General features: G+C 59.3%; 20 protein-coding genes, 1 tRNA gene and 1 pseudogene. 7 read left to right on the top strand and 15 right to left on the bottom strand.

The annotated features are described in order from the left end of the window. Positions 1 to 24: 24 nt before the first annotated feature. Positions 25 to 774 carry a FadR/GntR family transcriptional regulator gene (locus ACYVDM_RS22460; RefSeq protein WP_415789769.1) on the bottom strand — a complete coding sequence of 250 codons (750 nt, stop codon included), beginning with the start codon at positions 772 to 774 and terminating at the stop codon, positions 25 to 27. Between the two features lie 217 nt (positions 775 to 991). Between ACYVDM_RS22460 and ACYVDM_RS22455 the strand changes: the two genes are divergently transcribed. Both ACYVDM_RS22455 and ACYVDM_RS22450 read left to right on the top strand, forming a co-directional pair. Further along, the gene (locus ACYVDM_RS22455; RefSeq protein ID WP_415789767.1) at positions 992 to 2647 is read left to right on the top strand and encodes an HAL/PAL/TAL family ammonia-lyase; all 1656 of its coding nucleotides are present in this window, start codon (positions 992 to 994) and stop codon (positions 2645 to 2647) included. Continuing rightward, on the top strand, positions 2629 to 3312 hold the full coding sequence (locus ACYVDM_RS22450) for a GntR family transcriptional regulator (protein WP_415789765.1): 684 nt from the start codon (positions 2629 to 2631) through the stop codon (positions 3310 to 3312). The genes ACYVDM_RS22455 and ACYVDM_RS22450 overlap by 19 nt, the downstream gene beginning before the upstream one ends. Positions 3313 to 3463: 151 nt before the next feature. On the opposite strand, the gene ACYVDM_RS22445 is transcribed toward ACYVDM_RS22450, so the two are convergent. Beyond that, the gene (locus ACYVDM_RS22445) at positions 3464 to 4456 is read right to left on the bottom strand and encodes an Abi family protein (protein WP_415789763.1); all 993 of its coding nucleotides are present in this window, start codon (positions 4454 to 4456) and stop codon (positions 3464 to 3466) included. A gap of 631 nt (positions 4457 to 5087) precedes the next feature. Beyond that, positions 5088 to 6179, bottom strand: a complete 1092-nt coding sequence (ychF, locus tag ACYVDM_RS22440) for a redox-regulated ATPase YchF (RefSeq protein ID WP_415789761.1) — start codon at positions 6177 to 6179, stop codon at positions 5088 to 5090. A 453-nt stretch (positions 6180 to 6632) separates the two neighbouring features. On the opposite strand from ychF, the gene ACYVDM_RS22435 reads away from it, so the two are divergent. From ACYVDM_RS22435 to ACYVDM_RS22425, 3 genes are all read left to right on the top strand, one after another. Continuing rightward, entirely contained in the window at positions 6633 to 7019 is a 387-nt protein-coding gene (locus ACYVDM_RS22435) for a hypothetical protein (RefSeq protein WP_415789759.1), read from the top strand. Between the two features lie 265 nt (positions 7020 to 7284). Beyond that, positions 7285 to 7443 (top strand): hypothetical protein, encoded by a 159-nt coding sequence (locus tag ACYVDM_RS22430; RefSeq protein ID WP_415789757.1) that lies wholly within the window; start codon positions 7285 to 7287, stop codon positions 7441 to 7443. A 38-nt stretch (positions 7444 to 7481) separates the two neighbouring features. Then, positions 7482 to 9719, top strand: coding sequence for a phosphocholine-specific phospholipase C (locus tag ACYVDM_RS22425; RefSeq protein WP_415789755.1), 2238 nt, complete (start codon positions 7482 to 7484; stop codon positions 9717 to 9719). 129 nt (positions 9720 to 9848) lie between these two features. Here ACYVDM_RS22425 and ACYVDM_RS22420 read toward each other — a convergent pair whose 3' ends face one another. From ACYVDM_RS22420 to metC, 6 genes are all read right to left on the bottom strand, one after another. Beyond that, a complete protein-coding gene (locus ACYVDM_RS22420; RefSeq protein ID WP_415789753.1) occupies positions 9849 to 10853 on the bottom strand; it encodes a succinylglutamate desuccinylase/aspartoacylase family protein in 1005 nt (334 codons plus the stop codon). A 26-nt stretch (positions 10854 to 10879) separates the two neighbouring features. After that, the gene (locus ACYVDM_RS22415) at positions 10880 to 11626 is read right to left on the bottom strand and encodes an amino acid ABC transporter ATP-binding protein (protein WP_415789751.1); all 747 of its coding nucleotides are present in this window, start codon (positions 11624 to 11626) and stop codon (positions 10880 to 10882) included. A gap of 25 nt (positions 11627 to 11651) precedes the next feature. Beyond that, complete coding sequence (gene ehuD / locus ACYVDM_RS22410; RefSeq protein WP_415789749.1) at positions 11652 to 12311, bottom strand: ectoine/hydroxyectoine ABC transporter permease subunit EhuD; 660 nt, start codon at positions 12309 to 12311, stop codon at positions 11652 to 11654. After that, complete coding sequence (locus ACYVDM_RS22405) at positions 12301 to 12960, bottom strand: amino acid ABC transporter permease (RefSeq protein ID WP_415789747.1); 660 nt, start codon at positions 12958 to 12960, stop codon at positions 12301 to 12303. Before ACYVDM_RS22405 ends, ehuD begins: the two co-directional genes overlap by 11 nt. Positions 12961 to 12981: 21 nt before the next feature. After that, positions 12982 to 13854 carry an ectoine/hydroxyectoine ABC transporter substrate-binding protein EhuB gene (ehuB, locus tag ACYVDM_RS22400; protein WP_415789745.1) on the bottom strand — a complete coding sequence of 291 codons (873 nt, stop codon included), beginning with the start codon at positions 13852 to 13854 and terminating at the stop codon, positions 12982 to 12984. A gap of 66 nt (positions 13855 to 13920) precedes the next feature. Next, positions 13921 to 15084, bottom strand: coding sequence for a cystathionine beta-lyase (gene metC, locus ACYVDM_RS22395; protein WP_415789743.1), 1164 nt, complete (start codon positions 15082 to 15084; stop codon positions 13921 to 13923). A 113-nt stretch (positions 15085 to 15197) separates the two neighbouring features. Between metC and ACYVDM_RS22390 the strand changes: the two genes are divergently transcribed. After that, a complete protein-coding gene (locus ACYVDM_RS22390; RefSeq protein WP_415789741.1) occupies positions 15198 to 16109 on the top strand; it encodes a LysR substrate-binding domain-containing protein in 912 nt (303 codons plus the stop codon). 139 nt (positions 16110 to 16248) lie between these two features. On the opposite strand, the gene ACYVDM_RS22385 is transcribed toward ACYVDM_RS22390, so the two are convergent. The 6 genes and pseudogenes from ACYVDM_RS22385 to mnmC all read right to left on the bottom strand — a co-directional run bounded on the left by ACYVDM_RS22385 (position 16249) and on the right by mnmC (position 23441). Continuing rightward, a tRNA-Lys gene (locus ACYVDM_RS22385) sits at positions 16249 to 16324 on the bottom strand. A gap of 66 nt (positions 16325 to 16390) precedes the next feature. Continuing rightward, complete coding sequence (locus tag ACYVDM_RS22380) at positions 16391 to 17188, bottom strand: MetQ/NlpA family ABC transporter substrate-binding protein (protein ID WP_415789739.1); 798 nt, start codon at positions 17186 to 17188, stop codon at positions 16391 to 16393. 23 nt (positions 17189 to 17211) lie between these two features. Continuing rightward, a complete protein-coding gene (locus tag ACYVDM_RS22375; protein ID WP_415789737.1) occupies positions 17212 to 17865 on the bottom strand; it encodes a methionine ABC transporter permease in 654 nt (217 codons plus the stop codon). Next, a pseudogene (locus ACYVDM_RS22370) lies at positions 17846 to 18911 on the bottom strand (methionine ABC transporter ATP-binding protein). The gene ACYVDM_RS22375 and the pseudogene ACYVDM_RS22370 overlap by 20 nt, the downstream one beginning before the upstream one ends. Positions 18912 to 19098: 187 nt before the next feature. Next, positions 19099 to 21324 (bottom strand): glycoside hydrolase family 31 protein, encoded by a 2226-nt coding sequence (locus ACYVDM_RS22365; protein ID WP_415789735.1) that lies wholly within the window; start codon positions 21322 to 21324, stop codon positions 19099 to 19101. Positions 21325 to 21545: 221 nt separating this feature from the next. Then, positions 21546 to 23441, bottom strand: a complete 1896-nt coding sequence (gene mnmC / locus ACYVDM_RS22360) for a bifunctional tRNA (5-methylaminomethyl-2-thiouridine)(34)-methyltransferase MnmC2/FAD-dependent 5-carboxymethylaminomethyl-2-thiouridine(34) oxidoreductase MnmC1 (protein WP_415789733.1) — start codon at positions 23439 to 23441, stop codon at positions 21546 to 21548. Positions 23442 to 23632: 191 nt separating this feature from the next. On the opposite strand from mnmC, the gene ACYVDM_RS22355 reads away from it, so the two are divergent. Next, a complete protein-coding gene (locus ACYVDM_RS22355) occupies positions 23633 to 24508 on the top strand; it encodes an inositol monophosphatase family protein (protein WP_415789731.1) in 876 nt (291 codons plus the stop codon). The last annotated feature ends 20 nt before the right edge of the window (positions 24509 to 24528 follow it).

The following is a 24528-nucleotide window of genomic DNA, read 5'->3' as shown; positions in this document are numbered from 1 at the left end:
CATATTATGACTTCTGAAAGCACGTCAATCACTTTGTGCCGCGGTCGGGCGCCGCCGGGTCAACGAGCGGTAGCGCTGGATACCGGTCAACAGGTGGCGCCGCATCGCATCACGCGCGCGGTCTACATCGCTGGCGAAAATGGCCTCGGCGATCTCGACGTGCTCGTCCAAAATAGTGTGGTCGCGGTTGGGCAGCGGATCGTACCCGCCCATCACCGTGCGGAACTTCACCCGCGGGATGATGCGCCGGCCGATGTGTTCCAAAAACGTCTTGAAACGGCCGTTGTTGGTAGCCGCCGCGATCGCCATATGGAACCGGAAGTCTGAATCGTCGGTAGACTGGCCGTCGGCGATGAGTTGGGCGAACTGATCGAGCTCGGCCTGGATAGCGGCTTCCTGGGCAGGCGAGCTGCGGGCGGCCGCCAGTCCCGCGGCCTCGACCTCGATGCCGATACGCAGCTCAAGCTCTTCGATAATGTCCGATATCTTGTCGGTGGCGTGCGAGAACAACGTCAAGGTCTCGTCCGATTGCTGCGGCCCCAGCACGAACACGCCCGCCCCCTGACGGGATTCCAGGAGGCCGTCGGCGCGCAGGGTGGCCACCGCTTCGCGAATGACGGTGCGGCTGAATCCGAACTTCTCTACCAGCACTTGTTCAGTAGGCAGCTTGTCGCCCGCGGCATACATCCCACCCTCGATCCGGGACCGAAGTTCGTCCGCCACCTGCGATGAAAGTGTCTTCTTTCTTGCCTGGGCGGGGGGAGGTGCTTTCATGGTGTTCTCCTGCGGCACGGCGCGTAGTGACACATCATATCATTTTGACTTATCAGTCATATGACCAAAAGCGAAAGGGTGCGCCTGCTGCGGTTGTTCCGCTTTTTGCCACAAAAAAAGGGGGAAGACGGCTTGATATTGACCTTGTCCCTCAAATCCTTGTTCGACTCATTATTTTTATAGATAATAGATAAAACTATCGTCCCAGGAAGAAATCATGACCGGCGGCAACCCCATTACCTTGACTGGTGAAGACCTGACCATACGGCAGATCGTCGATATCGCGCGGCACCACGCCTCCGTCAAACTAGGAGAAACGGCACGAGATAACCTCGTAGCGACTCGCGCGTTTATTACCGATCACTGGCTTGTGGATGACGCGCCGCTTATGTACGCGTTCAACACCGGGGTCGGTGCGCTAAAGAACCAACGCATCAGTGCACAAGACATTGCGAGGTTCCAACGAAATCTCATTCACTCTCATTCGGCAAGCACAGGGGAAGTGATGCCGAATGAAGTCGTACGGGCAATGATGGCCATTAGAGTCAATACCTTTGCGCGTAACCATTCCGGTATTCGTATTGAAGTCGTTGACCGACTCATTGCCATGCTCAACGAGGGGATCACCCCTCTCATTGCAGCAAAGGGCAGCGTTGGCGCCAGCGGTGACTTAGCACCGCTGGCCATCATGAGCGGAGCACTACTGGGGCTCGAACAGTCAAAGGTCGAATTCCAGGGCGCTGTCGTTAGCGCTAGATCTGCATTCGAACAAGTCGGGTTGCCTGCGACATTCGACGTAGAGGCAAAAGACGCTACAGCCTTGATTAATGGCTCCACGGCGTCGCTCGCCTACGCCGTCATCGCGGCGTTTGACGCGAGGCGCTTATTGTCGAATGCGACGATCTCGCTGACACTTTCTTTGGAGGCTATCAGGGCGGAACGCTCGTGCTTTGAAGATCGCGTGATGATGGCTCGCCCCCACCCCGGACAACGCAGGGTTGCACTGGCCATCAGGCGACTGCTCAATGGCACGTCTCGATGCACGGATGAAGCGCGTGCGGCAGTGCTTTCGGAGTCCTCGGGCAAAGTCAGCAGAGGCGATGCGCCATCGACCACGGCACAACCACGCATACAGGATGTTTATTCATTTCGTTGTGCGCCCCAAGTCTATGGGCCGGTTCTCGACGCTCTCGACTATATCGATGGGATTCTATCGACCGAGATGAACAGCGCGACAGACAACCCTTTGATATTCGCGACCAACGAAGGGTATGACATTGTCTCGTGCGGCCATTTCCACGGTCAGTACGTGGCTCAAGCGATGGATTTACTGGCATTGGCGGTGACCGACCTGAGCGCGATATCTGATCGTCGCAATAACATGCTCATCGATCCCGCCGGTAATTTTGGGCTGCCCCGAAACTTGATCGCGTCCGAGCCGGGAATAAACACCGGTTTTGCCGTAGTCCAAAGCATGGGTACAGGCCTGGTTCTGGAAAACATGGGACTTTGCAGCCCTGCCAGCGTTATCAGTTTGCCTGCCAAGGGAAACCAAGAAGACCATATCAGTAACTCTTGCTTCGCTGCGCGGCGCACACGAACCATCGTAGAAAATGCGCAGGCTGTCATCAGTGCGGAGATTCTCATCGCGGCACAAGCCCTTGACCTCGCTCATGAGGCGCTCTTGAACTGGCCCATTGCGCGTGGAACACGCGCCGCTATTGAGCGGGTCAGGTCGGAGATCCCAGCCATGCTGGGTAATGATCGTTGGGTCCATGACGACATCGAAACGATAAAGCGTCTGGTCGTCGAGGGAAAGCTGATAGATGCCGTAGAGGCCGTTTGCGGTGACATATGGACGACACCGGAATGACCGAGAAAGCCAACGTAAACAGCAAGGCGTTAGACTCGCTCCCGACGCGTATCGCAGCCTCCTTGGCGGAGCGGATTATTCGCGGGGCGCTCAAACCTGGCGATCGTGTACGGCAAGACGAAGTCGCAAGCGACTTTAACGCGAGCCATGTTCCCGTGCGGGAGGCCTTTCGGCAATTGGAATCGCGAGGGCTTCTGGTTTCCCGCGTCAGAAAAGGGGTCTACGTCTCGCCTCTGGATCAGGCATCGCTCGTGGAAATCACGCGTATGCGAGCGGCGCTCGAAGTCCTTGCGCTACGGTACGCCATCCCCAATCTGAGTAACGAAGATATCGCTCTCGCAGAGAAACTCTCAAAGCAAGCAGATTCTTCCAAAGACATGAGCACATGGGAGGACGCAAACCGACGCTTTCATTTGTGCTTATATCGCCCTTGCGAGATGCCTCGCGTGCTTCATGGCATTGAGACGCTCCATGAGGCAAGGCTTCGCTATATGTATGCCACCGCGACGATTATTGATTGGAATCCGACTTCACAAGACGAGCATAGGGAAATCATCGCTGCGGTGAAAGCCCGCGATATAGCCCGTGCTTGCTCACTGTTGGAAAAACATATCGTTGAAGCGGGAGATGTTTTATTGGCTGCGTCGGGGGCGTTGTCAGCGTAGCGCACGGTTTCCGGACAACCCTCGTAGCCATAGGAAGGCGGCTTTATATTGACAAATTACGCTGCAACACCTACCATTCTTTTCAACACGGCCCCTCTCGATAACCCTGCTTCGGCAGAGAAATTGCTGAGGGGTTTTTTCATGCCTGCTATCACCAAGCAGCCTCCCAGCCGCTTGGCGCGCCCATACCTACCAGGTTCAGGCCAAGGTCGTTCAGATCGGGAAAGGCCTGCAGTTGCATCTTCATTCGTTCGGGCCAACTCGAACGATGGTTGACCACACTCAGCAAGTGTCGGATGATCGTCAATAGCAAGAAGCAGCGCGCCTGCGCGTGCGTATCGCCCTCAAATAGAGCGACCCACTTCAATTCAGCCACCGAGGGTAACTTGGGTTGCGAGACTATATTGCGATTCCACAGGCGGCCATGATGCGCACAGACGTTGCGCAGATAATTTAGACTGCGCAACCATGTTGCGAACACGCGACCGTTGCTCACGCCGTACCCGTTGGCAATCACGTCCTGCTCACTCTCTCGCATGCCATTGAACAAAGTTGAGAGCGTGCCAAAGTCCCACACCTCACAGGCTACCCAGATGGCAAGCGGGAGTCCGTATTTGCTGCGGTTATGGCGTACAAACTCCTCCTTAGAGCGGCCGATCAGCTGAGCATGCTTGCTCAACCAGTCGTGGTGCCGAGTAACACCGGTGTCTTTATTCAGCTTGGTGCTGAACTCGTCGTGGAGCAGTTCGGCCTTGAGGTACGCGAACTGATCAAGCCTCCCCAACGTATAGGACACATCTACCCGCAAAGCGACCTCGATGCGTTCCAGTGCGTCCATTACCAGCATCCGCAACTGCTTGTCGAACACGTACAAGTCCACCGCATTTTGGAACGTCGCCCCAGCACGGAAGGTGTCCAGCGCGATCCGTTCTTCTCGCACTTTTTTCGGCTTTTTGCCACCCTCATCTAACAGACATAACGGTTCGCTGCGCTCACGAAATGCAAACCAGTAACCACTCAGCCGGTAGTAGCCAATACGTTCCAGGTAATCGAGAGCGCGATCCCGGTCACTGACAGCCAGTCCCCTTGCTATCAATTGGTCCAGTTGGTCGGCATAGCTTTTCCAAGGCTTGGGGTCGCTCACTTAGATCATCTTTTAACGCACGAATGGGCGGCCACTTTAGCGTTGTTTCGCGAAACCTGGCAATGGCATATCCCCCGCTGGCACGGGCATATATGGGTCATCATCCTGCATGATCGCCCAGGCTCGCTGATTCGATTAGCGCGGCAAACGTCTCAATATCCGGATTTCACGCAATCACCATCATGTAATCTGTATAGCTCCGCTATCAGACTAATCCTAGTGTCATGCGGCAAGCGAGACACAGTGTCGATCCATCGTTCAGGTAGCGATAGTTCGGGCAGCAGCAGGGTCAGCACGCGCGACATGCGGCCGTTGCTAGCCGGAAGGGGGTGAATGCGCAGGAAGTCAAGCATCGCCTGAGGGATCAGCACCAGGGGGGCGGCCAAGTGCTAATCCAGTGTGACAATCTACCTAACGGGAGTCCGGCCCAGAAAAGGGGTATTGGAAGCATAAATTACCCCATCTAATTATTGGACTGCCCCATTTCTAGACTTCTATTACTTGCAAATATGCAGGAACAAGCTCCTCGCTGTCTGGAAATTTCCAATCTCGACCAGCAGGTTTGACCGACTTTGGCTTGGCATCGGAGACTTTCGAAATAAGAAAAAACTGTCAGACGTTGATCACACGTTTAAACGTTAAACAAGAAATTCAACACATCGCCATCCTGCACGACATATTCCTTGCCTTCCGCGCGCATCTTGCCGGCTTCTTTGGCGCCGGCTTCACCCTTGTAGGTAATGAAGTCGTCGAATGAGATCGTCTGCGCGCGAATAAAACCACGCTCAAAGTCCGTGTGAATGACACCCGCAGCCTGAGGCGCGGTGGCGCCGACCTTGACGGTCCAGGCACGGACTTCTTTAACACCCGCGGTGAAATACGTCTGCAGGCCCAGCAGGCGGAAGGCGGCGCGGATCAGGCGATCCAGGCCCGGCTCTTGCATGCCCATGTCGTCCAGGAAAACCGACTTGTCGGCATCGTCAAGCTCGGCGATCTCGGACTCGATGGCGGCGCAGATGGCGACCACGGGCGCGTTCTGCGCTTTGGCGTATTCCGTCAGACGGTCCAGCAGCGGATTGTTCTCGAAACCACTGTCGCTGACGTTCGCCACGAACATGGCGGGCTTGGCGGTGATGAAGCCGAACGATTTCAGCGAGAACAGTTCCTCGGCATCCAGGCCCATGGCGCGAATGGGTTGAGCAGCATCCAGCTGCTTCTGGCAGCGTTCCAGCAGCGCGACCAGCTTGGCGGCTTCCTTGTCACCCGAGCGGGCCAACTTGTTGTTGCGGTGAACAGCTTTTTCGACGGTTTGCAGATCGGCCAGCGCCAGCTCGGTGGAAATGACCTCGATATCGGCAATAGGATCGACCTTGCCGGCCACGTGTATCACGTTAGAGTCTTCGAAGCAGCGCACCACGTTGACGATGGCGTCCGTTTCACGGATGTGCGACAAAAACTGGTTGCCCAGGCCTTCACCCTGGCTCGCGCCCGCCACCAGGCCCGCGATGTCGACGAACTCGACCACGGCGGGCACAACGCGCTCGGGCTTGACGATCTCGGCCAACTGGGCCAGACGCGGGTCCGGCACCTCGACCACGCCCACGTTGGGCTCGATCGTGCAGAAAGGGTAGTTCTCGGCGGCTATGCCGGCCTTGGTGAGTGCGTTAAAAAGGGTCGATTTGCCGACGTTGGGCAGGCCGACGATGCCGCATTGCAGAGCCATGGAAATCCTTGATTATTCAGCACGCTCGGGCCGTGAGTGAAATAGGTAAAGTATCAGCGCTGCCACTGTTACCTCAACGGGTTACCACCGCTAAATCACCTTAGCCAGGGCGTCAAGACGCCGTTTTGTGCTTGATTTGTCCAAATTTATGTCGATTGTAGCTTTGTCGGGTACCTGCAATCGGCCATAAGAAAACTCTGCGCGTATGCGGGAAAGGAAAAGCAGGGATATCAGGGCCAGGATTCGTCTGGTTTCGCCAAAATACTGTACAAACAAACAGCCTTCTACATTAAGTCCAATAGGCTTGAGGATCTTTGATTCCCTAGTGCAACGTGTCATCAACAACCTGACCGTACTGTCCGGCTCAATCAAGCCATACGAGTTGGCTGAGGTTCTTATTTGGGCTCATAGCAATCGCACCGTGTTGAGACAAAAATGGCAGGAGCTAAACCCGTGAATCAACCTCAATTCGTTATTACCCATATATCCATCGCCGGTCCGCAACGATTGGGCCTGACTTTTGCGGACGGATACCGTGCCGAGGTGGATCTGTCAGGCTTGATCGCCAAGTGTCCACCTTTGGCTCGCCTGTCTGACCGCAAGCTCTTTGCCAAGGCAGCACTTGATGAATGGCGGCGCGGCGTCATCTTTTCAAGCACTAGGCATCAGCCGCCGAATGCTCGCGTATTACCGCAGCGGGACAAAGCCTATGCCCAAGTCCATTGGACTCGCCATGCTGGGCTGGGAATCGCTGCGTCATCAACGCAAAGCCGCATGAAGGAATGCCGCCACGCACGCCTTATGAAAACCGACACTGCACTCATTGCCACACAACGATAGCGGCCACACTATTGTTGCTCTGTATCGGGCCTGTCGCGATTGCCCCCCTGTAACGCACTATCTTGTTCGCCCGAGCCATTCGCTTGCGGGTGTACATGCATCTCGCCAACGTCGCAACCACCGGTCTGATATTTCCAGTCAGCACCTCAATTTGTTACAGACTCCCCGCAACTTTCACTCTGTTGTCACTTCTCCCCCTTAGGCTTGCATCGGCTTGACGCTTGATCTCGTCAGATCGTTTTTCATCCTTCGCAAACCTGAGCTTATGCCCACCCTTTTCTCTGCACGCCTATTGGCCGCGTCTCTGGCGATGGCCATTCTGCTGACGGCCTGTGGCAGCGGCGATGACGACGACTCGCCGTCCACGCCCACCGATCCCGGTACCGAACAGCCGGCGCAACCCCAGTTGCGCTGCGCGCCGTAACGCCCGCCATCCGCCCCATGACTGCCTCACGGATTCCCATGACCTCTCGTCGCCAATTCCTGCAAACCACTACGGGCGCAGGCCTCGCCGCCGCCGTCCTCGCGACATTTCCGCCCAGCATCCGCAAAGCGTTGGCCATTCCCGCCAACAACAAGACGGGCACGATCAAGGACGTCGAACACGTCGTCATCCTGATGCAAGAAAATCGTTCGTTCGACCACTACTTCGGGACGCTCAAGGGCGTGCGCGGTTTCGGCGACCGGTTCACTATCCCCATGATCAACGACCGCAAGGTCTGGCAGCAGGAACGCGGCAACGGTGCGCTCTTGACCCCCTACCATCTGGATAGCACGGCCAACAACGCCCAGCGCGTGGCAGGCACAAACCACACATGGGTCGACAGCCAGGAGGCCTGGGATAACGGTCGCATCACACAATGGCCCCGCTACAAGCAGGACCAATCCATGGGGTATTACAAGGAACAGGAAGTCCCGTTTCAATTCGCGCTGGCCAATGCGTTCACGCTCTGTGATAGCTATCACTGCAGCATGCACACGGGTACCGACGCCAACCGCTCTTTTCACCTGACGGGCACCAACGGCCCGACCGCGCAGAACGTCGCGTATGTGAACAACGAGTGGGATTGGATCGCCGGCACTGCGGGCAATGATGAGACCGGCTACACCTGGAAAACCTATGCCGAGAATCTGGAAGACGCCGGCGTCAGTTGGATCTGTTACCAGAACATGCCCGACGAATGGGGCGACAACATGCTGGGCGCGTTTCGCCAATTCCGCGCGGCCAATCTCGCCTCGGACTTTCCTGTTTCCAGCGGCGGCGAACCGAATTCGCCTTATGCCGAAACCGGCCAGGCACTGCCCTATCACGCCTATGACGCGACCACGGATAACCCAGGCAATCCGCTATACAAGGGCATCGCCAACACGCTACCCGGCACTGCGCCCGATACGTATCTGGATGCCTTCCGGCGCGATGTGCAGCAGGGCAACTTGCCGCAAGTATCCTGGGTGAATGCGCCTTCTATCTATTGCGAGCACCCCGGACCTTCCAGCCCTGTGCAAGGCGCCTGGTTCATTCAAGAGATCCTGGACGCGCTCACCGCCAACCCGGACGTCTGGAGCAAAACCGTACTGCTGATCAATTTTGACGAGAACGACGGATTCTTTGACCATGTGCCATCGCCGTCCGCGCCGTCGCCCAATAGCGACGGCAGCCTGGCCGGCAAGACAACGCTATCAGACGACGATATGGCGTACGAATACTATACGCAGATCCCACCGGAAGGCAGCGCTGGTCAGCCCGACGCCGATGGCCGCGTCTTCGGCCCAGGCCCCCGTGTTCCCATGTTCGTGATTTCACCCTGGAGCCGCGGCGGCTGGGTCAACTCGCAAGTGTTCGACCACACCTCGGTGCTGCGCTTCCTGGAAACCCGTTTTGGCGTCAAGGCGCCTCACATCAGTCCGTTCCGCCGTGCCGTCTGCGGCGACCTGACCAGTGCGTTCAACTTCGCCACACCAAACGAAGAGGTACTGCCTGCCCTGAACGGCCGTCTCACGCGCGCCGACGCGGATCAGTTGCGCGACGCTCAGGCCGCGTTGCCCCCAGTACCGCTGCCCGCCGATCTGCAGATACCTCTACAAGCCAGCGGCACGCGCCCATCGCGCGCGCTGCCGTACGAATTGCACACCAGCGCGCGCAGCAACGCTGACGGCCAGGTCCAACTGCTGTTCTCCAACACGGGGACTCAGGCCGCCGTATTTCACGTCTATGACCGTCACCATCTGGATCGTATCCCGCGCCGCTACACGCTAGAGGCCGGAAAAACCCTGGACGATACTTGGAACGCGGGCCTGGACAATCTGGGCCACTACGATCTATGGGTGCTGGGCCCCAACGGCTATCACCGTCACTTCGTCGGCGATACCGGACGTCTCGCCGACGGCGGCGCGCAGCCAGAAATCCGCGTCTGCTATGACATCGCCAACGGTAATGTGTATGCGGAACTGATCAACGCAGGTACTGCAGACTGTACGTTCACCATCAGCCCCTTGGCCTATCGAGAGGATGGGCCATGGACAATCACGGTCACGGCGGGCGCCCAGGAATCCCTGCATTGGGAATTGGCCGACAGCGGCCGTTGGTATGATTTCCAGGTCAAATGCGACAGCGATGTCACATTCGTGCGCCGTTTCGCGGGCCGCGTAGAAACCGGTGAGCACTCCGTTAGCGATCCGGCAATGGGCACTGAAGCCTGAGGCTGATCCGTCTGCAACAGCGAAGGAAGGCCGCAACGCCTTCCTGCTCTTTAGAGAATTGCCTCAGGAAAGTCTTTGAATTGCATCCCTAGCGTCAGGCAATCGGAGGGCTTTTTCGCCCATTTCCGCTTATAGCGGCGCGGCCAAATGAAACAAGCCGTCGCCGCGTGCGCAAAGGGTGGGAAACCGTCGGCACGAGACGATCCCATCGGCCCCGAAGTTGAGCGTCAGGGGTGGCGCCAGCGGATCCTCCAGCTCGTACAGGCGCAGGGCGGGCTGCCCCGCGCGCACGGCCTCTCCTACCTCGGCCAGTGGCTCCATCAGGCCAGCGCGCGGGGCGTAGATGGCGTGTCTCGGCCCCAGCGAGCTCAGGAGCTGCGTGGCGGGCGCGGGCACACATTCGATGTTGGGGGCAATACCGTAATGGCGCAGCACACGACGTACGCCTTGTTCGGCAATGGCGAGCCCCTGCGGGCTAAGCGTCGCGCCGCTCCCTAATTCCGTGGTCAGAGCGGGAATGCCGCGTTTTGCCGCGGCAGCGTAGAGCGTGGTGGCGCCCCCTCCGCCCGAACCGGTGGTCAACACGCTGTGCGGCGCCCCGAATACCGTCAAGAGCTCTCGCAACGCCTGATCTTGCGCTTTGTCGGCGACGCGCTGCGCGAGCGCCGTATGGGCATAATCCAGCGACCGTCCGCCAGAATGCACGTCGATCACCACGTCGGCCAGCTCAAACAGAACGCTATCGACATAATGCGCGATCATCTCCGTAGCCGATCCGTTGGCACGTCCAGGAAACAAGCGATTCAGGTTGCCCTCGTCGACCGGCGACACGCGACGGCCACTCTCGACGGCGGGATAGTTCAAGGATGGAATGATGATGACGCGGCCGTGGACGTCTTCGGGCGACAGCAGCCGCGCAAGATTGCGCAAGGCAATCTGCCCCTCGTACTCGTCGCCATGATTGCCGGCGGTCAACAAAGCGGTCGGCCCCTCGCCATGACCGATGCAGACGATGGGGATCTGGATCATCGCGTAGGCTGACAGGTCCACCGAATGCGGGACGTGCAGATTGCCGACCTGCTTGCCCTCTTTATTGAAATCGATGTGGGTCCAGATGCGGGAGCTTTCGGCCATGATGAGAATCCTCGGTCGGTGCTGACTTACAAAATTTGGCTCAGAAACTGCTTTGCGCGCGGATGCGTGGGGGCGCTGAAAAAGGTCTCTGGATCGGCTTGCTCGACGATGCGGCCGGCATCCATGAATACCACGCGATCGGCGACAGTGCGGGCGAAATTCATTTCGTGCGTGACACAAATCATGGTCATCCCCTCGCGCGCCAAATCCGTCATCACGTCCAGCACTTCCTTGATCATTTCAGGGTCGAGCGCCGAGGTAGGCTCATCGAACAACATGACCTTGGGGTTCATGCATAGGGCGCGCGCAATGGCCACGCGCTGCTGCTGTCCTCCGGAGAGTTGGCCGGGATACTTGTCTTGCTGCTCGGGGATACGCACCCGCTTCAGATAATGCCGTGCGACCTCTTGGGTCTCGTCGCGCGTCATGCCGCGCGCCTTGCGCAACGCAAGCATGCAGTTTTCGAGCACGGTCAGATGCGGGAACAGATTAAAGTGCTGAAAGACCATGCCGATATCGCGCCGTATCAAGTGCATATTCGGCGTGGATTGACTGACCCGCTGGCCGTTGACTTCGATGATGCCGCCCTGATGCGTCTCTAGCTGATTCACGCAACGGATCAACGTGGACTTGCCGGAGCCCGATGGGCCGCAAATAACGATGCGCTCATTAGTTTGCACCGTGAGATCCACGTCATACAGGACCTGAAAGTTGCCATACCATTTCTGCAGACCCTCGATCTGCACGGCCGGTGAGTTCAAAACGGAATCCATAGTGTTTTTGTCTTTGCCGGGCTAATTAACGCTGATGCGCAACCTGGAGCCGATGCTCAAGCTTGCGTACGATCAGATTGATACCCAGCGCCAGGATCAGAAAGATAATGCCCACGGCGACCATAGGTTCCGCATAACGGAAGGAGTTTGCGCCGACTTCCATCGCCAGACCCAGCATTTCCGGGACCGCGATCACGGCCAGATAAGGCGTGGCCTTCAGCGCTGAGACAAAGTAGTTGCCCATCGGGGCGGCAACATTGCGCAGCATCTGCGGCAAGATCACCGACACAATCACGTCTGAACGACGCAATCCCAATGCCTTACCCGCCTCGAACTGGCCCGCATCGATACTGTCGATGCCGCCCTTAAAGACCTCGGCCAGATAGCCGCTGTAATAGATCGATAGTCCCAGCACACCCGACAGGGTTGCGGGCAACGTCAACCCGTAGACCGGCAGGACGAAGTAAATGAAATACAACTGCACCAGCACCGGCGTCGAACGGATTACATCAATGATGAAACGCATCACGTAACCCACCCAGCGGTTACTGCGTCGCAAAATCTCCAGCACGAACCCCAACACGGCGGCGCCGATCGACGCGGCCACGGTGATCCAGAGCGTCGTGCCCAGTCCCGCCAAAATCATGGGGACGACGGAGATCGCAAATTCGGGATCAAATCTCACGGCTACCTCGACCCTGGATTTTCACCCGACGCTCCAGATAGCGGCCAAAGAGCGTGGCGGGGTAGCACACGATCAAGTAGGCCAGCATCAGCGACGTGTAGACACCAACGGGGTTGTACTGCAGCTCGGCAATCTGTTTGGCGCGAAACGTCATATCCGTCAGCGTAATCAGCGAGACGATGGCCGTCCCTTTGACCAGTTGAATGAACTGGTTGACGAAAGTGGGCATCATGGCGGATATGGCCTGCGGCAATTCGATCAGGCATAGGATGTGCAAACGATGCAATCCCAGGGCGCGGCCCGCTTCAACCTGACCACGATCCAACGATTGCAGCGCGGCACGCACCGCCTGGCTGCCATAACCGCCGATATTCAGGCCCAGCGCCATGGCCCCCACGGTCATGCTCGACAATCGCACGCCGAAATCGGGCAGCGCGTAATACAGCACGAACAGCAGGATGAGGACGGGCGAACTGCGCCAGAACTCGATCAAGCAGGTCACGGCGAACCGCGTCACGCCATGCGTAAAGTGCTGCAATACGCCCGTGATCAAAGCAAAGGGCACCGCCCAGAGCATGCCATATAGCGTGACCAGCGCGGTGACGCGGAACCCTTCGAAAATGCCCGCAAGAATGTCGAACCCTTCCATGGCCACGCTTCTCGTTTACGGTTAATACTTACCGGCGCACACTTTCTCGGTAGTCACCGCGTCGTCAACCTTGTCATCGTCGGTGAATCCATATGTATCGCGCAGTTTGTCGACGACGCCTTCAGCTTTCAGCGCTTTTAATTGTTCGTTATAGGCGTCGCGCAACGAGGTATCGTCTGTACGAAATGCAATGGCCGTGTACATCATGGCCGGCACGCCGTCGCGAACCAGACCCGTGAACGGCTTCGCGCGTTCCACTCCCTGCAACTTGGGATCGTCCAGCAGCCCGACGACGCTGGGCGCGGACAACGTGACGGCATCGACGCGATCGGCCAGCAACGCGGACAGCATGGCCTGGACATCGCCCAGATAAGTCATCTGCGATGTCGGCACACCCGCGTCGATGGCGTTCTTGGAGTTAAGCGTGCCTCGTCCACCGCTCAGGCGTATCTTGGGATTGGCCACGATGTCGGCATAGCTGTGGATTTTCAGCGGATTGCCCTTCTTGACGATCAAGCTATCGCCAACGGCAAGATCGGGCTCGCTGAAGATGATGACCTTGCAGCGCTCGGGGGTAATGGCGATCCCCGAAGCAACCATATCAAAACGTCCCGCGTTAAGGCCGGGAATCAACGCACCGAACTCGGTGATCACGAAATCCACTTGCTTGACGCCCAGGCGCTCGAACGCGGCACGGATCAAGTCAGGGTGAAATCCTGTCGCTGCGCCATCTTCTGCGCGAAAGCCCCAAGGCTGACGGTTGTGAATGCCGATGGTGACTTTTTTATTTTCCAGGATGGTGTCTTTTGTGTCTGCATGGGCGGCGGGTAGCGCGCCCAGCAAGACAGTCGTCATGGCCGCGGCAGCGGCACTTTTGAACAAGTTGGTGAGCATAATTTTTCCTCTTGATATGTCATTTTTTTTCCGCGAAGTGCCCTTCACGGCCCTGCTCGATACCGGTCAGCCTCGCTGGGCACCATAGGCTGACAAAGCAGCCTGAAGCTCAGCCAGCAACAACTCGGGATCCTCTACGCCTATCGCCAACCGGATCAGCGGCTGATCGGTAGCGGGAAATTGGCGACTGCTTTGCAGTTCGGCGGGGTAGAACGCCGCCAGACTATGAACGCCGCCCCAGCTGGCACCGATAGAAAACCGCTGCAGCACGTTGAAGAACGCGCGGTAAGCATCAGCATCGCCAGGGAGCAACTGCACCGAGAACAGGCAACCTTTGCTGCGGATATCACGCTGCCACAAGGCATGGCCGGGATCCGACGGCAGGGGCGGATACCACACGCGCTCGACCAACGGCTGACGCTCCAGCCAGGTCGCAATGCGCAACGTTGACTCCCCTTGTGCCGCCAAACGCAGCGGGAAGGTTTCCAGGCCGCGCAGCACCAGAAAACAATCATCGGGGCTGACCTGCTGGCCCAGCGTGCCCTGTGCCTCTCGCAAAACAGCGTAGTGTTCGGAATCGTTCGTCGTGACGCTGCCCATCAGCACGTCGGAGTGTCCGCTGAAGAACTTCGTCGCCGCCTCGACACTGAAATCCACGCCATGATCCAGCGGCCGAAAGCCCAGCGGGCTCGCCCACGTGTTGTCCATCATGGTCAGGACACCGCGACGCTGCGCCACGGCGGCGATCGCGGGGACGTCACTCATTTCCATGGTCACCGTGCCCGGTGACTCAAGACAAATCATGCGCGTATTGGGCCGGATCAAGCGCTCGATCTCGTCGGCCGATGCAACCGGCAAGTAGTACTCTACCTCCACGCCCAGTCTGGTCAGCCACTGGTTCGCCAACGACACCAGTGATCCGTAACTGGCCGCCGACAGCAAGACATGATCACCAGTGCGCACGTACGCCATGACCACCATCATCAAGGCCGCGGCCCCAGACGGCGCGATGACGCAATGCGCGCCGTTCTCCAGCGCGGCAATACGACTCTCGAGCAGACGAGCCGTAGGCGTACCCGTCACGCCGTAGCTATAGCCATCCGGCTGGCGATGTCTGCGTTCGGAAAAATCGTCCAGCGAGTCGAAAACCACCGTCGAACCGCGCCAAACCGCGGGAGACAAACTGGCGAAGGGCTGGTCAGGACCGGTGGTGTTGTCAGGAGTTGCCATCAGCAATAGACCGCGCGGGCGGTGTTGTGAGTTGTGTAATGGCTCAGTTTGGGCGCTAGCTACTATTATTTCAACAATTACTATTACTCATTCTAAAAGCGGTACTTATAGATATGGAAATGCGCGATATCCAGATTTTCCGCGCCGTCATGCGAGCGGGGACGACGAGCAAGGCGGCGCTAGTGCTGGAAATTTCCCAGCCGGCGGTCAGTCAGGCCATCAGACGGCTGGAGACCGACGCCGACCTGCGCCTCTTTGATCGGGTGCGTAATCGCCTGGTGCCAACACAAGAGGCCGATGCATTATTGATAGAGGTGGACCGCTGCTTTGCGGGATTCGAGCAGATCGAGCATCGGATTCGTAGCTTGAAATCCTTTGGCGTCGGCCGCATGGCCATCGGATCGCTGCCCGCGTTGGGCGTGGGATTCATGCCGCGCGCCATTGCCGCTTTTTCGCCGACCTCGCGCCGCATACAGATGTCGTTTCAGATCATGAGCTCGCGCGAAGTGCTGCAGCAGGTCAGCGCGGGACAACTGGATTTCGGACTGATGGCCGATGAAATCACCATCGTTGGCCTGGAGCATTCGCCCTTTATCGAAATCCCCGGTGTGATCGCGATGCGTCCCGACCATCCTTTGGCCAAGCACAAAATCATAGAGCTAGAGGATCTCGTCGATCAGGATTTCATCGCGCTCAACCCCGAAGACGCCAGCCGCCGACGCCTGGAGGCCGCATTGACCGCCCGAGGATTGAATTTGCGTCCGGTGCTGGAAACACCATATGCCTTTTCCGTATGCGAATTGATATTGCAGGGGATGGGAATCGGCCTGATTCACCCGATGACGGCCGTCGACTATCTACCGCGCGGATTGATCATCAAGCGGCTGGCCGTCGATACGACGTTCCGCTCACTACTCGTGTTTCGGCCGGGTAAGCCGCTATCGAGTAATGCCCGTGACCTGCTCAGCCTGATGCGTATTCAGGCCGAACACGATCTGCAGCGCATTCAGGCTGCGCTGCGATAGCGTTTGGACTTTTGTGATCTGGCCTTCTTGGCAATGTCAGCGGTCCCTGAACACGAACCGCAGCGAAGAACGCACAGAGAAAGATGGGCAGATACAAAACAACGCCAACCCCGAAGGATTGGCGTTATCTTGATTCTGGTGGTGGGCCCTGCGAGACTCGAACTCGCGACCAACGGATTAAAAGTCCGCTGCTCTACCGACTGAGCTAAAGGCCCGACCGAAGCGCGAAATTATGACCTATTTTGACCGTTCCGTCAAACGAAGGGCGGAAAAATGCTCAATTACCAGGCGGCAACCACGGCCCCTTTGAACTTCTCGGCGATGAAGGCCTTGACTGCCGGGCTTTGGTAGATGCTGACCAGTTTCAGCAGATCCGGGCGGGCCTTGTCTTGTTCACGCACGACCAGCACGTTGGCGTAGGGCGACTCGGATGATTCGCGCACGATGGCGTCCTTGTTGGGATCCAGGCCGGCTTCCATGGCAAAGTTGGTGTTCACGGCGGAGGCGTCAGTGTCATCAAGCGAGCGCGGCAGTTGTGCCGCGTCAAGCTCGACGAAACGCAAGTTGCGCGGATTTTCCACCACGTCGATCGGGGTGGCCTTCAGGCCGACGCTGGGGTCCAGCTTGATCAGCCCCTGTTCTTGCAGCAACAGCAGCGCCCGACCACCATTGGTGGGATCGTTGGGGATGCCGATCTGCGCGCCTTCTTTCAGGTCCTTCAGGTCTTTGACTTTCTTGCTGTAGATGCCAATGGGAAAAATCACGGTTTTGGCGATACTGACCAGCTTGTAGCCACGATCGGCGTTGGCCGAGTCCAGGTAAGGCTGATGCTGGTAGCCGTTCATGTCCAGGTCGCCTGCGGCCAGGGCGGCGTTGGGCTGAACGTAGTCGCTGAACTCAATGACTTTGAGTTCAAGACCTTGCTTGGCGGCCTCTTGCTTGACCACGTCGAAGATCTGCGCGTGCGGGCCCGCGGTGACGCCGATCTTGAGCGGCTTGTCTTGCGCGAGTGCGGGCTGGGTCACAACGGCAGCGCCCAATGCCAGGGCGGCCAATGATTTGAGGAATTTGATGCTCATGATGTAGCTTCCGAATAGGAAAATTAGCGATGCGACATGCGACGTACGAGCCAGTCGCCTAGGCCTTGTACAAACTGCACGAGGACGACCAGCACAACCACGACGGCCAGCATGACTTCGGGCTGGAATCGTTGATAACCGTAGCGGATGCCCACGTCACCCAAGCCGCCGCCGCCAATGGCGCCGGCCATGGCGGAGTACCCAATCAGGCTGATGATGGTCACGATGGTGGCGGCGATGAGGCCGGGCAGCGACTCAGGTAACAGGACTTTGACGATGATCTGCAGCGGGCTCGCGCCCATCGCGCGCGCGGCGGTCAGCAGTCCGGTGTCAACTTCGCGCATGGCGTTTTCGGCGATGCGCGCCATGAATGGAATGGCCGCTACCGAGAGCGGGACGATGGCGGCAGTGGTACCAATCGACGTTTGAGCGATAAAGCGCGTGAACGGAATGATGGCCACCATCAGAATGATGAAGGGCACCGAGCGGGTGATGTTGACGATGGCGCCCAACACACGGTTGACGGTCAGGTTTTGCAGCATCGCGCCGCGCGCCGTCACGACCAGGATCACGCCTAGCGGAATGCCGATGACGACGGCGATCAGGCTGGGAACGCCCACGAGCAGCAGCGTTTCCAGCAGGGATGTAAAGAGCAGGTCAATCAGTTGCTGGCTCATGATGCGATGTCTTCTACTGAAATGTCTAATGCAGCCAGGGCGGCCTGGGCCTGGCTGACTGCCGTCGGCGTCCCTTGCACCAGTACAAACAAGGTACCGACAGCGACCCCCTGGATGTCTTCGACGCGGGCCTGCACCAAGCTGACGTCCAGCGCATGCTGACGCGTCAGATCGGATAACACGGTGCCGGCCGTGGCGCCACCGGCCAGTTTCATACGCCACAGCCGCGCGGCGGTGCCGGGCTTGGCGGCCGTCAATTCGGCAATACGCTGTTGAGTGGCGGCCAAGGTGGCATCGGTCAGGTCCGATGCCGTCGCCGCGGACACCATGGCGCGCGTGACCTCGTGACGAGGTGTGGCGAAGATGTCTTGGGTACGGCCGGATTCGACGACTTCGCCGTGCGACAGCACGGCCACGCGATCGCAAATTTCGCGTACCACTTCCATTTGGTGCGTGATCATCACGACGGTCACGCCCGTTTTTTGGTTGATGTCACGCAGTAACGCCAAAATCGTGTGCGTCGTTTCCGGGTCGAGCGCCGACGTCGCTTCGTCGCTCAACAATACGTCGGGATCGTTCGCCAAGGCGCGGGCAATCCCCACGCGCTGCTTTTGCCCACCGCTGATCTGGCTGGGATACCGGTCACGCAGAAGCTCCAGACCCACGAGCGCCAGCAAACGCTCGACTTTCGCAGGAATCTGGTCGCTCGGCACGCCGGCGATTTCCAGCGGCAGCGCAACGTTGCCATACACCGTACGGCGCGCCAGCAAATTAAAGCCTTGAAAGATCATGCCGATGCGACGGCGCTGTTGACGCAATTCGGTTTCAGCGAGGACGGTAAGCTCGGTGCCGCCTATCGTGATCTTGCCGCTGTCGGGACGCTCGAGCAGATTGATGCACTGGACCAGCGTGCTTTTACCCGCCCCGCTGGGGCCGATGATGCCAAAGACCTCGCCCGGCTCAATGTGCAGGCTGATGTCGCGCAATGCGTCAAAGCGCCCGTGCGGCGTGGCGTAGGTCTTCGATAGAGTTTCGATGTGAATCATGGCGTTGCGATTGTCTAGGATCGCGTTTCTAAAGAGAACGACAGTTTCGTCTCTTTTTAATAACTATTAGTTATATAAGTGGATGGCCCAACAGGCCCCCACCTCTATCACTCAAGAAGTGAAACCCTGTTGGACCGAAAGACGGAACGCCCACGCTTTATGGGGACAGCGTGGGCGCCCGGAGAGGCTATCGGGCGCGCGAAATGCGGACCTCGGCCCCGCGACGCTTGACCTCCAACCCCTCTGCGGGCAGGATACGCAAGCCTTCGAGGCCCTTGATATAGCTGGACCCCTGCATTTGCATGACGCGAATCTTGTTGCGCATGACCACCGGGTTGTGCACCGGCATGCCGAACATCCAGACCTCGTCCAGGATGCGGGCGGAGTTGAATTCGCCAGCATGCTGGGCAATCGGCCCCAGGCACAGCATGTGCCCTTCGCGACCGAAAACAGGGTATTTGTCGGTGCCCCACTCCACAGCCAGCGTGGTGCCGCCCTCGTAACGATAGCCGGTGTTCAAATCCCACCAGGCATCGCCCTTGGGCAAATACACGGTCACGCTGTTTCCGGGCTTCATCACCGGGGCCACCAGCAGCGCAGGCCCCAGCAAGTATTGCAGATCCCAGTCATGCGCATCCGGATCGTTCGGAAAGCTCAGCGCCATGGAGCGCTGTACCGGCAGGCCGGTACGCGCAGAGTCTTCGATCGCACCCAGCACATACGGAATCAGGCGGTAACGCCATTGCAACCAAGTGCGGGCCTGCTCGAGCGCCGCGTCGCCAAATGCCCACGGCAGCAGAGCAGACGTGCCTTGGAAGCAGAAGTTGGCCGAGAACACCCCCACCGTCAACCAGCGCAGGTAGAGCTCGGCGTTCATGCTGTCCAGAGGCGCCGTAGCGCAGCCGATGTTGTGCACTTGCACCGGCACGCCACTGGCGCCGATCGACAGGGCTGTGCGCAATGTGTGCTCCAGTCCGGTCCAATCATTGGTGACTTGCGGGCCAAGCTGCCACGGCAGACGCTGCGCCGCCGGGAACAGATCGGTACTGGGCACGACGCCTTCGGGTGGGACTTTATGCCCCGCCACCGCATCAAACAATGCCCGGCGCGCCAACAGCGGGTACATGAACCGCAAGGTGGCGCCGCTATCGCCGTTACGCGCGTTGACGTCATCGGGGATGGCGATCTGCGCGTCACAGACAGGCGCGTCGAGACCGTCTTCGAGCAATTGGCGATGCCGTTCGATCCACAGGTTATAGACGTCGCGATAGGTCAGATCCAGCAAACCATAGGGCCGGCCAGCAGTGGCGGCGTTGCCGTCAAAAACCTGTGCGCTACCGTCGTCGCGCGTCAGCAGCCAACCGCGATCTTCGAGTTCCTCGAACAAAGGGCTGGACTGAATGACGCCCGGGAACCCGGTCGCGGCGACATGGACATTGTGCTTGTGAAACAGCGCCAACATCTGCTTGGCATCGGGAAACCGCTGGGCATCCCATTCGAATACGGCCTTGTCCGCCTGAAACCCCCACGCGGACGGCGTAGCGAACTTCACCGCATCCAGCGGCAACTGCAGCTCGCGCATGCGGGCGACCAACGCCGCCGTATCGGTGGCCATCTCGCCTTCGGCTTGTTGTAGCCAGGCACCCATGGCCCATAACACGGGCTGGCCAGCGCGACCCGTCAGCGCCGTGTATTGATTCAGGATTTCGGCGGGCTCGCCCGCGAAAAAGAACACATCCAGGACGGTGTCTTCGACGCTGAGCGTGTAGGCGGAATCCGTGGGCGCGACACCCAGATCGTGATGTGCGCGACGCATCGTATTGACATAGAGCCCCCAGCCGCGCGGGCTCCAGGCCAATGGCAGCGCACGATGGGCAGGATCGTCAGACACGATGGATTCTTCGCGGCGATTCAAATCGCCGTCGGTCTCGCCCAGACCATAGAGGCGTTCGCCCTCCTCTAGCGCGAACGCGGCACTCCAGACGGCGTTATCCGCCTCATCCAGCGCGTTGTAGCCAAACGCAGGCTCATGCTCTGACACATCAGAGGCAAACACCTGCGTCTCGCCACGATACAGCGCAATACGCACGGGATCGGTCTGGATATCAATCGACGTGTCGCCTTGGGCGATACGCCACCCCTGGCCACCGTCATGCGGCGTGACGATGCATTCGCCCACCGCTTCCTGGCGGGCTAACAGCATTTCCGCAACGGCGCGTACGCGCGCGCTGGGCTTCTCTTCATTAAGGACATTCACCTGGCCGCAGCGCAGGCGAAAGACACCAGGCGCATGCGCCTCGACTACCAGGCGCAGCCCGTCGCCCGCATCGAAATCGATGCGGCTGGAACGTGACGAGAGCAACTCGAGATTATCGAGTTGGGTAGTATGGGCAAAGTCGAACTTGGGCGGCACAGAGCATCCCCCGGCTTAAGCCAAAAAATCGGTAAAGATGCTATTTTGACGGATTTAGCCGGGGAAATAAAATCGCGCCTTTTTTAAGGCCAAAAAGACGGGCCAAAATCGCCCGAAAAACAAGCCGTTGGTGCGGTAGCGATGACTCACTTTACGCCCCATGCGGTGCTTTTGATCGGGGTATTAAAGGCATCAGGCATCGAACGACGGCCATCATGGTGCTAACGCGGCGCGATGGCGGCCAACAGATCTGCCTCTAATGGCACGGGCTCGCCACACAACGCGGCGGCGATCAAATCTCCGCTCAGCGCCGACCAACTCAACCCTCGCGAGGCATAACCGGCCGCAATCCAGACTCCCGGCGCATGCGCCAACGGACCTATCGCGGGCAGCCGCCCCGGCAACACGGCACGCCACCCCGCCCAGCCCGGCAGTTGACCGGACGTGAGCGACGCCCAGGCCGACGGCAGCCCCCCTAAGAGCCCGGCGACCTTGTCCAAAATGGTCTGTTGACCCGCGGCGCTGATTTCGGACGTCGTGGCGCCATGTTCGTAGGTACTGCCTGCCACGCACCATCCGCCGACCGCCGGCAACAGATATCCCTCGCCCCCGACGATGCAACGCGGCCCGCCGCTGGCCCTATCGCTCGGTAACAAGCTGACTTGCCCCGCCAGTGCGTGCATTTGCGCCAGGCGCGGCAGGGGGTCCAACAAGCCACTTTGACGTAACAACGCCTGCGCCCCAAACGCGTTGGCGACGACCACCGTCGCGGATTGGGCCAACACGCGACCGTCGGGTCCGCTGACCTGCCAACCCAATGCGCTGCGGGTTAAGGCCGTCGCCTGACCCGTGACTCGGCGCACGCCGGGGGTGCTCAATAACGCGGGAATCAACGCGGCGGGCCGCAGCAGCATGCCCTGGCTAAAAAACAGGCCGCCCCGTGCGACTGGCACGCCAGCCAACGACGAGGCCTCGTCGCGATCGACGGCCCTGACCCACTCGGTCGGGAACTGCAGTTGCCGGAGGGTTTCATCCAGTGCGGCCATGCGGCCTTCGTCCCGCTCGAGCTGCACCGTGCCACAACGGTGCGGCGACGCGGCTGACGTGAGGTTAGCCCAGCGCACTTGCGCGCGCTGGCTGCCGGCTCTCGACAATCGCGCACGCGGATTGTCGTCACGAGCAATGACGGGTGTCAGTGCCGCCGCCACATGACCGGCATGCGCCATCTCGCCCGTCACGCCGGCCGGATCAATCACCACGGCCGACCGGCCTCGCAAAGCCAGGGCCTGGGCAATCCCCGCCCCCGCAAGGCCACCACCGATCACAACGACCTCGTCGCTACTGGCACCGTCCGCCTCGCGTGCGGACGCCCAGGCCGCTCCCCATGGCGATGCAAGCGACGTTTGCGGCGCCCGCACCCCAACGGTCATGTGCCACTTGCCCCCGTAGCCGGGCTGCTTGCTGACGTGAAATCCGGCTTCGCTCAACGCATGACGCACCGCACCCGCACTGGCCCAGGTCGCCAGCGTGGCATCGGGTGCCGCCAGGCGCGCCAGATCGCGCATCAATGCAGGCTGCCACAGGTCAGGGTTGCGATCAGGCGCAAAGCCGTCCAGAAAATACGCATCGACGCACGCGCGCAATTGCGGCACGACGGCCGCGGCTCGCCCGAAAGCCAGCGTCAACGTCACCGCGCCGTCATCGAACTCGATTCGATGCAGGCCCGGCAAACACGTGGGCCATTGAGAGGCCAGTTCATCCGCCAATGCCCGCAGCGGTTCGGGCGCCAATTGGCGCAACCAATGTGTCAAGGCGTCGCGCGAAAACGGATGCGCCTCGATAGAGAGCATGTGTAGTCGCGCGGAACGCGCTGGGTCACTACGCCAGGCGTGCCACAGCGCGAGGAAATTCAGCCCCAGCCCAAAACCCGTTTCGCATACGGTAAAACCGCGCCGACCTCGCCACCGTCGCGGCAGTCCGTTGCCACGCAAAAATACGTGTTCCGCCTGCCCAAGCGCGCCAGAAATCGAATGATAAACATCACCATACGAGGCATTACTGAAGTGACCATTGGCATTCAGACCAACGTCAGGAGCGATAAGTGGTGAGTAAGACATAAACCAAAATACTGGCCATCTACGCCTGAATTTTGCGCGGATTAGGCGGATTTACACGATGATGCGCATCGCGACACGGCGCACAGCATACTCAAAGCGACAAAGTCATGACGTTGGCTGAAAGCCACGCCCACTGGCGCGATTTAGTCACAATCCGTAGAACCGTCGCCTCAAAGGCTTACACTGGCCTCATGTTGAAGACCGAACGTACCACGACGAACGCGCCTGCGGCGCTGGACTTGGGCGCTGCAATTGATGCCGCCGCTTCGGCGGCTCATACAGGCGCCGCGATTCTGCAATCGTACGCCCATCATCGCAGCGACCTGGTCATTGACCGCAAGGCCCACAACGACCTGGTCTCGCAAGCCGATCGCGAAGCCGAAGCCGCAATACTCGACGTCTTGCGTGCCCGAACCCCCGAGTTCGGCATCGTCGCCGAAGAAACGGGCGGCACGCCCGGCGGTCCGGCCACCTGGTATATCGACCCCCTGGACGGCACTACCAACTTTTTGCACGGCATTCCTCACTATGCCGTATCGATCGCACTGGTTGCCCATGCGGGCACCCGGGTGCCCGGCGCAGACCCTCTACAAGAAGACACACCCGTCATCGGTGTCGTGTATGACCCCTGCCGCGAAGAGTTATTTACGGCGGTGCACGGCATTGGCGCATGGTTGAATGGTCGTCGCATCAGTTGCTCGCGCACGCAGTCGCTTAATGATGCCGTGTTGGCCACGGGCTTTCCGTATCGCGATTTTTCGTTCGCCGAGCAGTACATGCCCATGCTGAGAGACGCCATCTGCACCACCCGCGGTGTGCGGCGCATGGGTGCCGCGGCGCTGGATCTGGCCTGGACCGCCTGCGGCCGCTATGACGGCTATTGGGAAATGGGCCTGGCATCCTGGGACGTGGCTGCGGGCACGTTGATCGTGCGCGAGGCCGGCGGGGTCTGTCACGATATGCATCAACATGACCCCTGGCCCGTGGGCGGACGCGTCGTGGCCGGCAACCCGGCCATCGTCGACGCCCTGCACGAGATGGTTGCGCCGCATCTGCACAAAGAGTGATTTCGGCATGACGGCGGGCG

The organism is Bordetella tumulicola (assembly GCF_054779135.1).
Note: the sequence above shows the minus strand (reverse complement) of the source record. Positions and strands in the feature narration are given on the sequence as shown.

What these genes read in the sequence shown, in the direction of transcription:
- ACYVDM_RS22460 (WP_415789769.1), bottom strand. Translation starts at nt 774, where the DNA reads ATGAAAGCACCTCCCCCCGCCCAGGCAAGAAAGAAGACACTTTCATCG.
- ACYVDM_RS22455 (WP_415789767.1), top strand. Translation starts at nt 992, where the DNA reads ATGACCGGCGGCAACCCCATTACCTTGACTGGTGAAGACCTGACCATA.
- ACYVDM_RS22450 (WP_415789765.1), top strand. Translation starts at nt 2,629, where the DNA reads ATGGACGACACCGGAATGACCGAGAAAGCCAACGTAAACAGCAAGGCG.
- ychF (WP_415789761.1), bottom strand. Translation starts at nt 6,179, where the DNA reads ATGGCTCTGCAATGCGGCATCGTCGGCCTGCCCAACGTCGGCAAATCG.
- ACYVDM_RS22430 (WP_415789757.1), top strand. Translation starts at nt 7,285, where the DNA reads ATGCCCACCCTTTTCTCTGCACGCCTATTGGCCGCGTCTCTGGCGATG.
- ACYVDM_RS22425 (WP_415789755.1), top strand. Translation starts at nt 7,482, where the DNA reads ATGACCTCTCGTCGCCAATTCCTGCAAACCACTACGGGCGCAGGCCTC.
- ACYVDM_RS22420 (WP_415789753.1), bottom strand. Translation starts at nt 10,853, where the DNA reads ATGGCCGAAAGCTCCCGCATCTGGACCCACATCGATTTCAATAAAGAG.
- ACYVDM_RS22415 (WP_415789751.1), bottom strand. Translation starts at nt 11,626, where the DNA reads ATGGATTCCGTTTTGAACTCACCGGCCGTGCAGATCGAGGGTCTGCAG.
- ACYVDM_RS22405 (WP_415789747.1), bottom strand. Translation starts at nt 12,960, where the DNA reads ATGGAAGGGTTCGACATTCTTGCGGGCATTTTCGAAGGGTTCCGCGTC.
- ehuB (WP_415789745.1), bottom strand. Translation starts at nt 13,854, where the DNA reads ATGCTCACCAACTTGTTCAAAAGTGCCGCTGCCGCGGCCATGACGACT.
- metC (WP_415789743.1), bottom strand. Translation starts at nt 15,084, where the DNA reads ATGGCAACTCCTGACAACACCACCGGTCCTGACCAGCCCTTCGCCAGT.
- ACYVDM_RS22390 (WP_415789741.1), top strand. Translation starts at nt 15,198, where the DNA reads ATGGAAATGCGCGATATCCAGATTTTCCGCGCCGTCATGCGAGCGGGG.
- ACYVDM_RS22380 (WP_415789739.1), bottom strand. Translation starts at nt 17,188, where the DNA reads ATGAGCATCAAATTCCTCAAATCATTGGCCGCCCTGGCATTGGGCGCT.
- ACYVDM_RS22375 (WP_415789737.1), bottom strand. Translation starts at nt 17,865, where the DNA reads ATGAGCCAGCAACTGATTGACCTGCTCTTTACATCCCTGCTGGAAACG.
- mnmC (WP_415789733.1), bottom strand. Translation starts at nt 23,441, where the DNA reads ATGTCTTACTCACCACTTATCGCTCCTGACGTTGGTCTGAATGCCAAT.
- ACYVDM_RS22355 (WP_415789731.1), top strand. Translation starts at nt 23,633, where the DNA reads ATGTTGAAGACCGAACGTACCACGACGAACGCGCCTGCGGCGCTGGAC.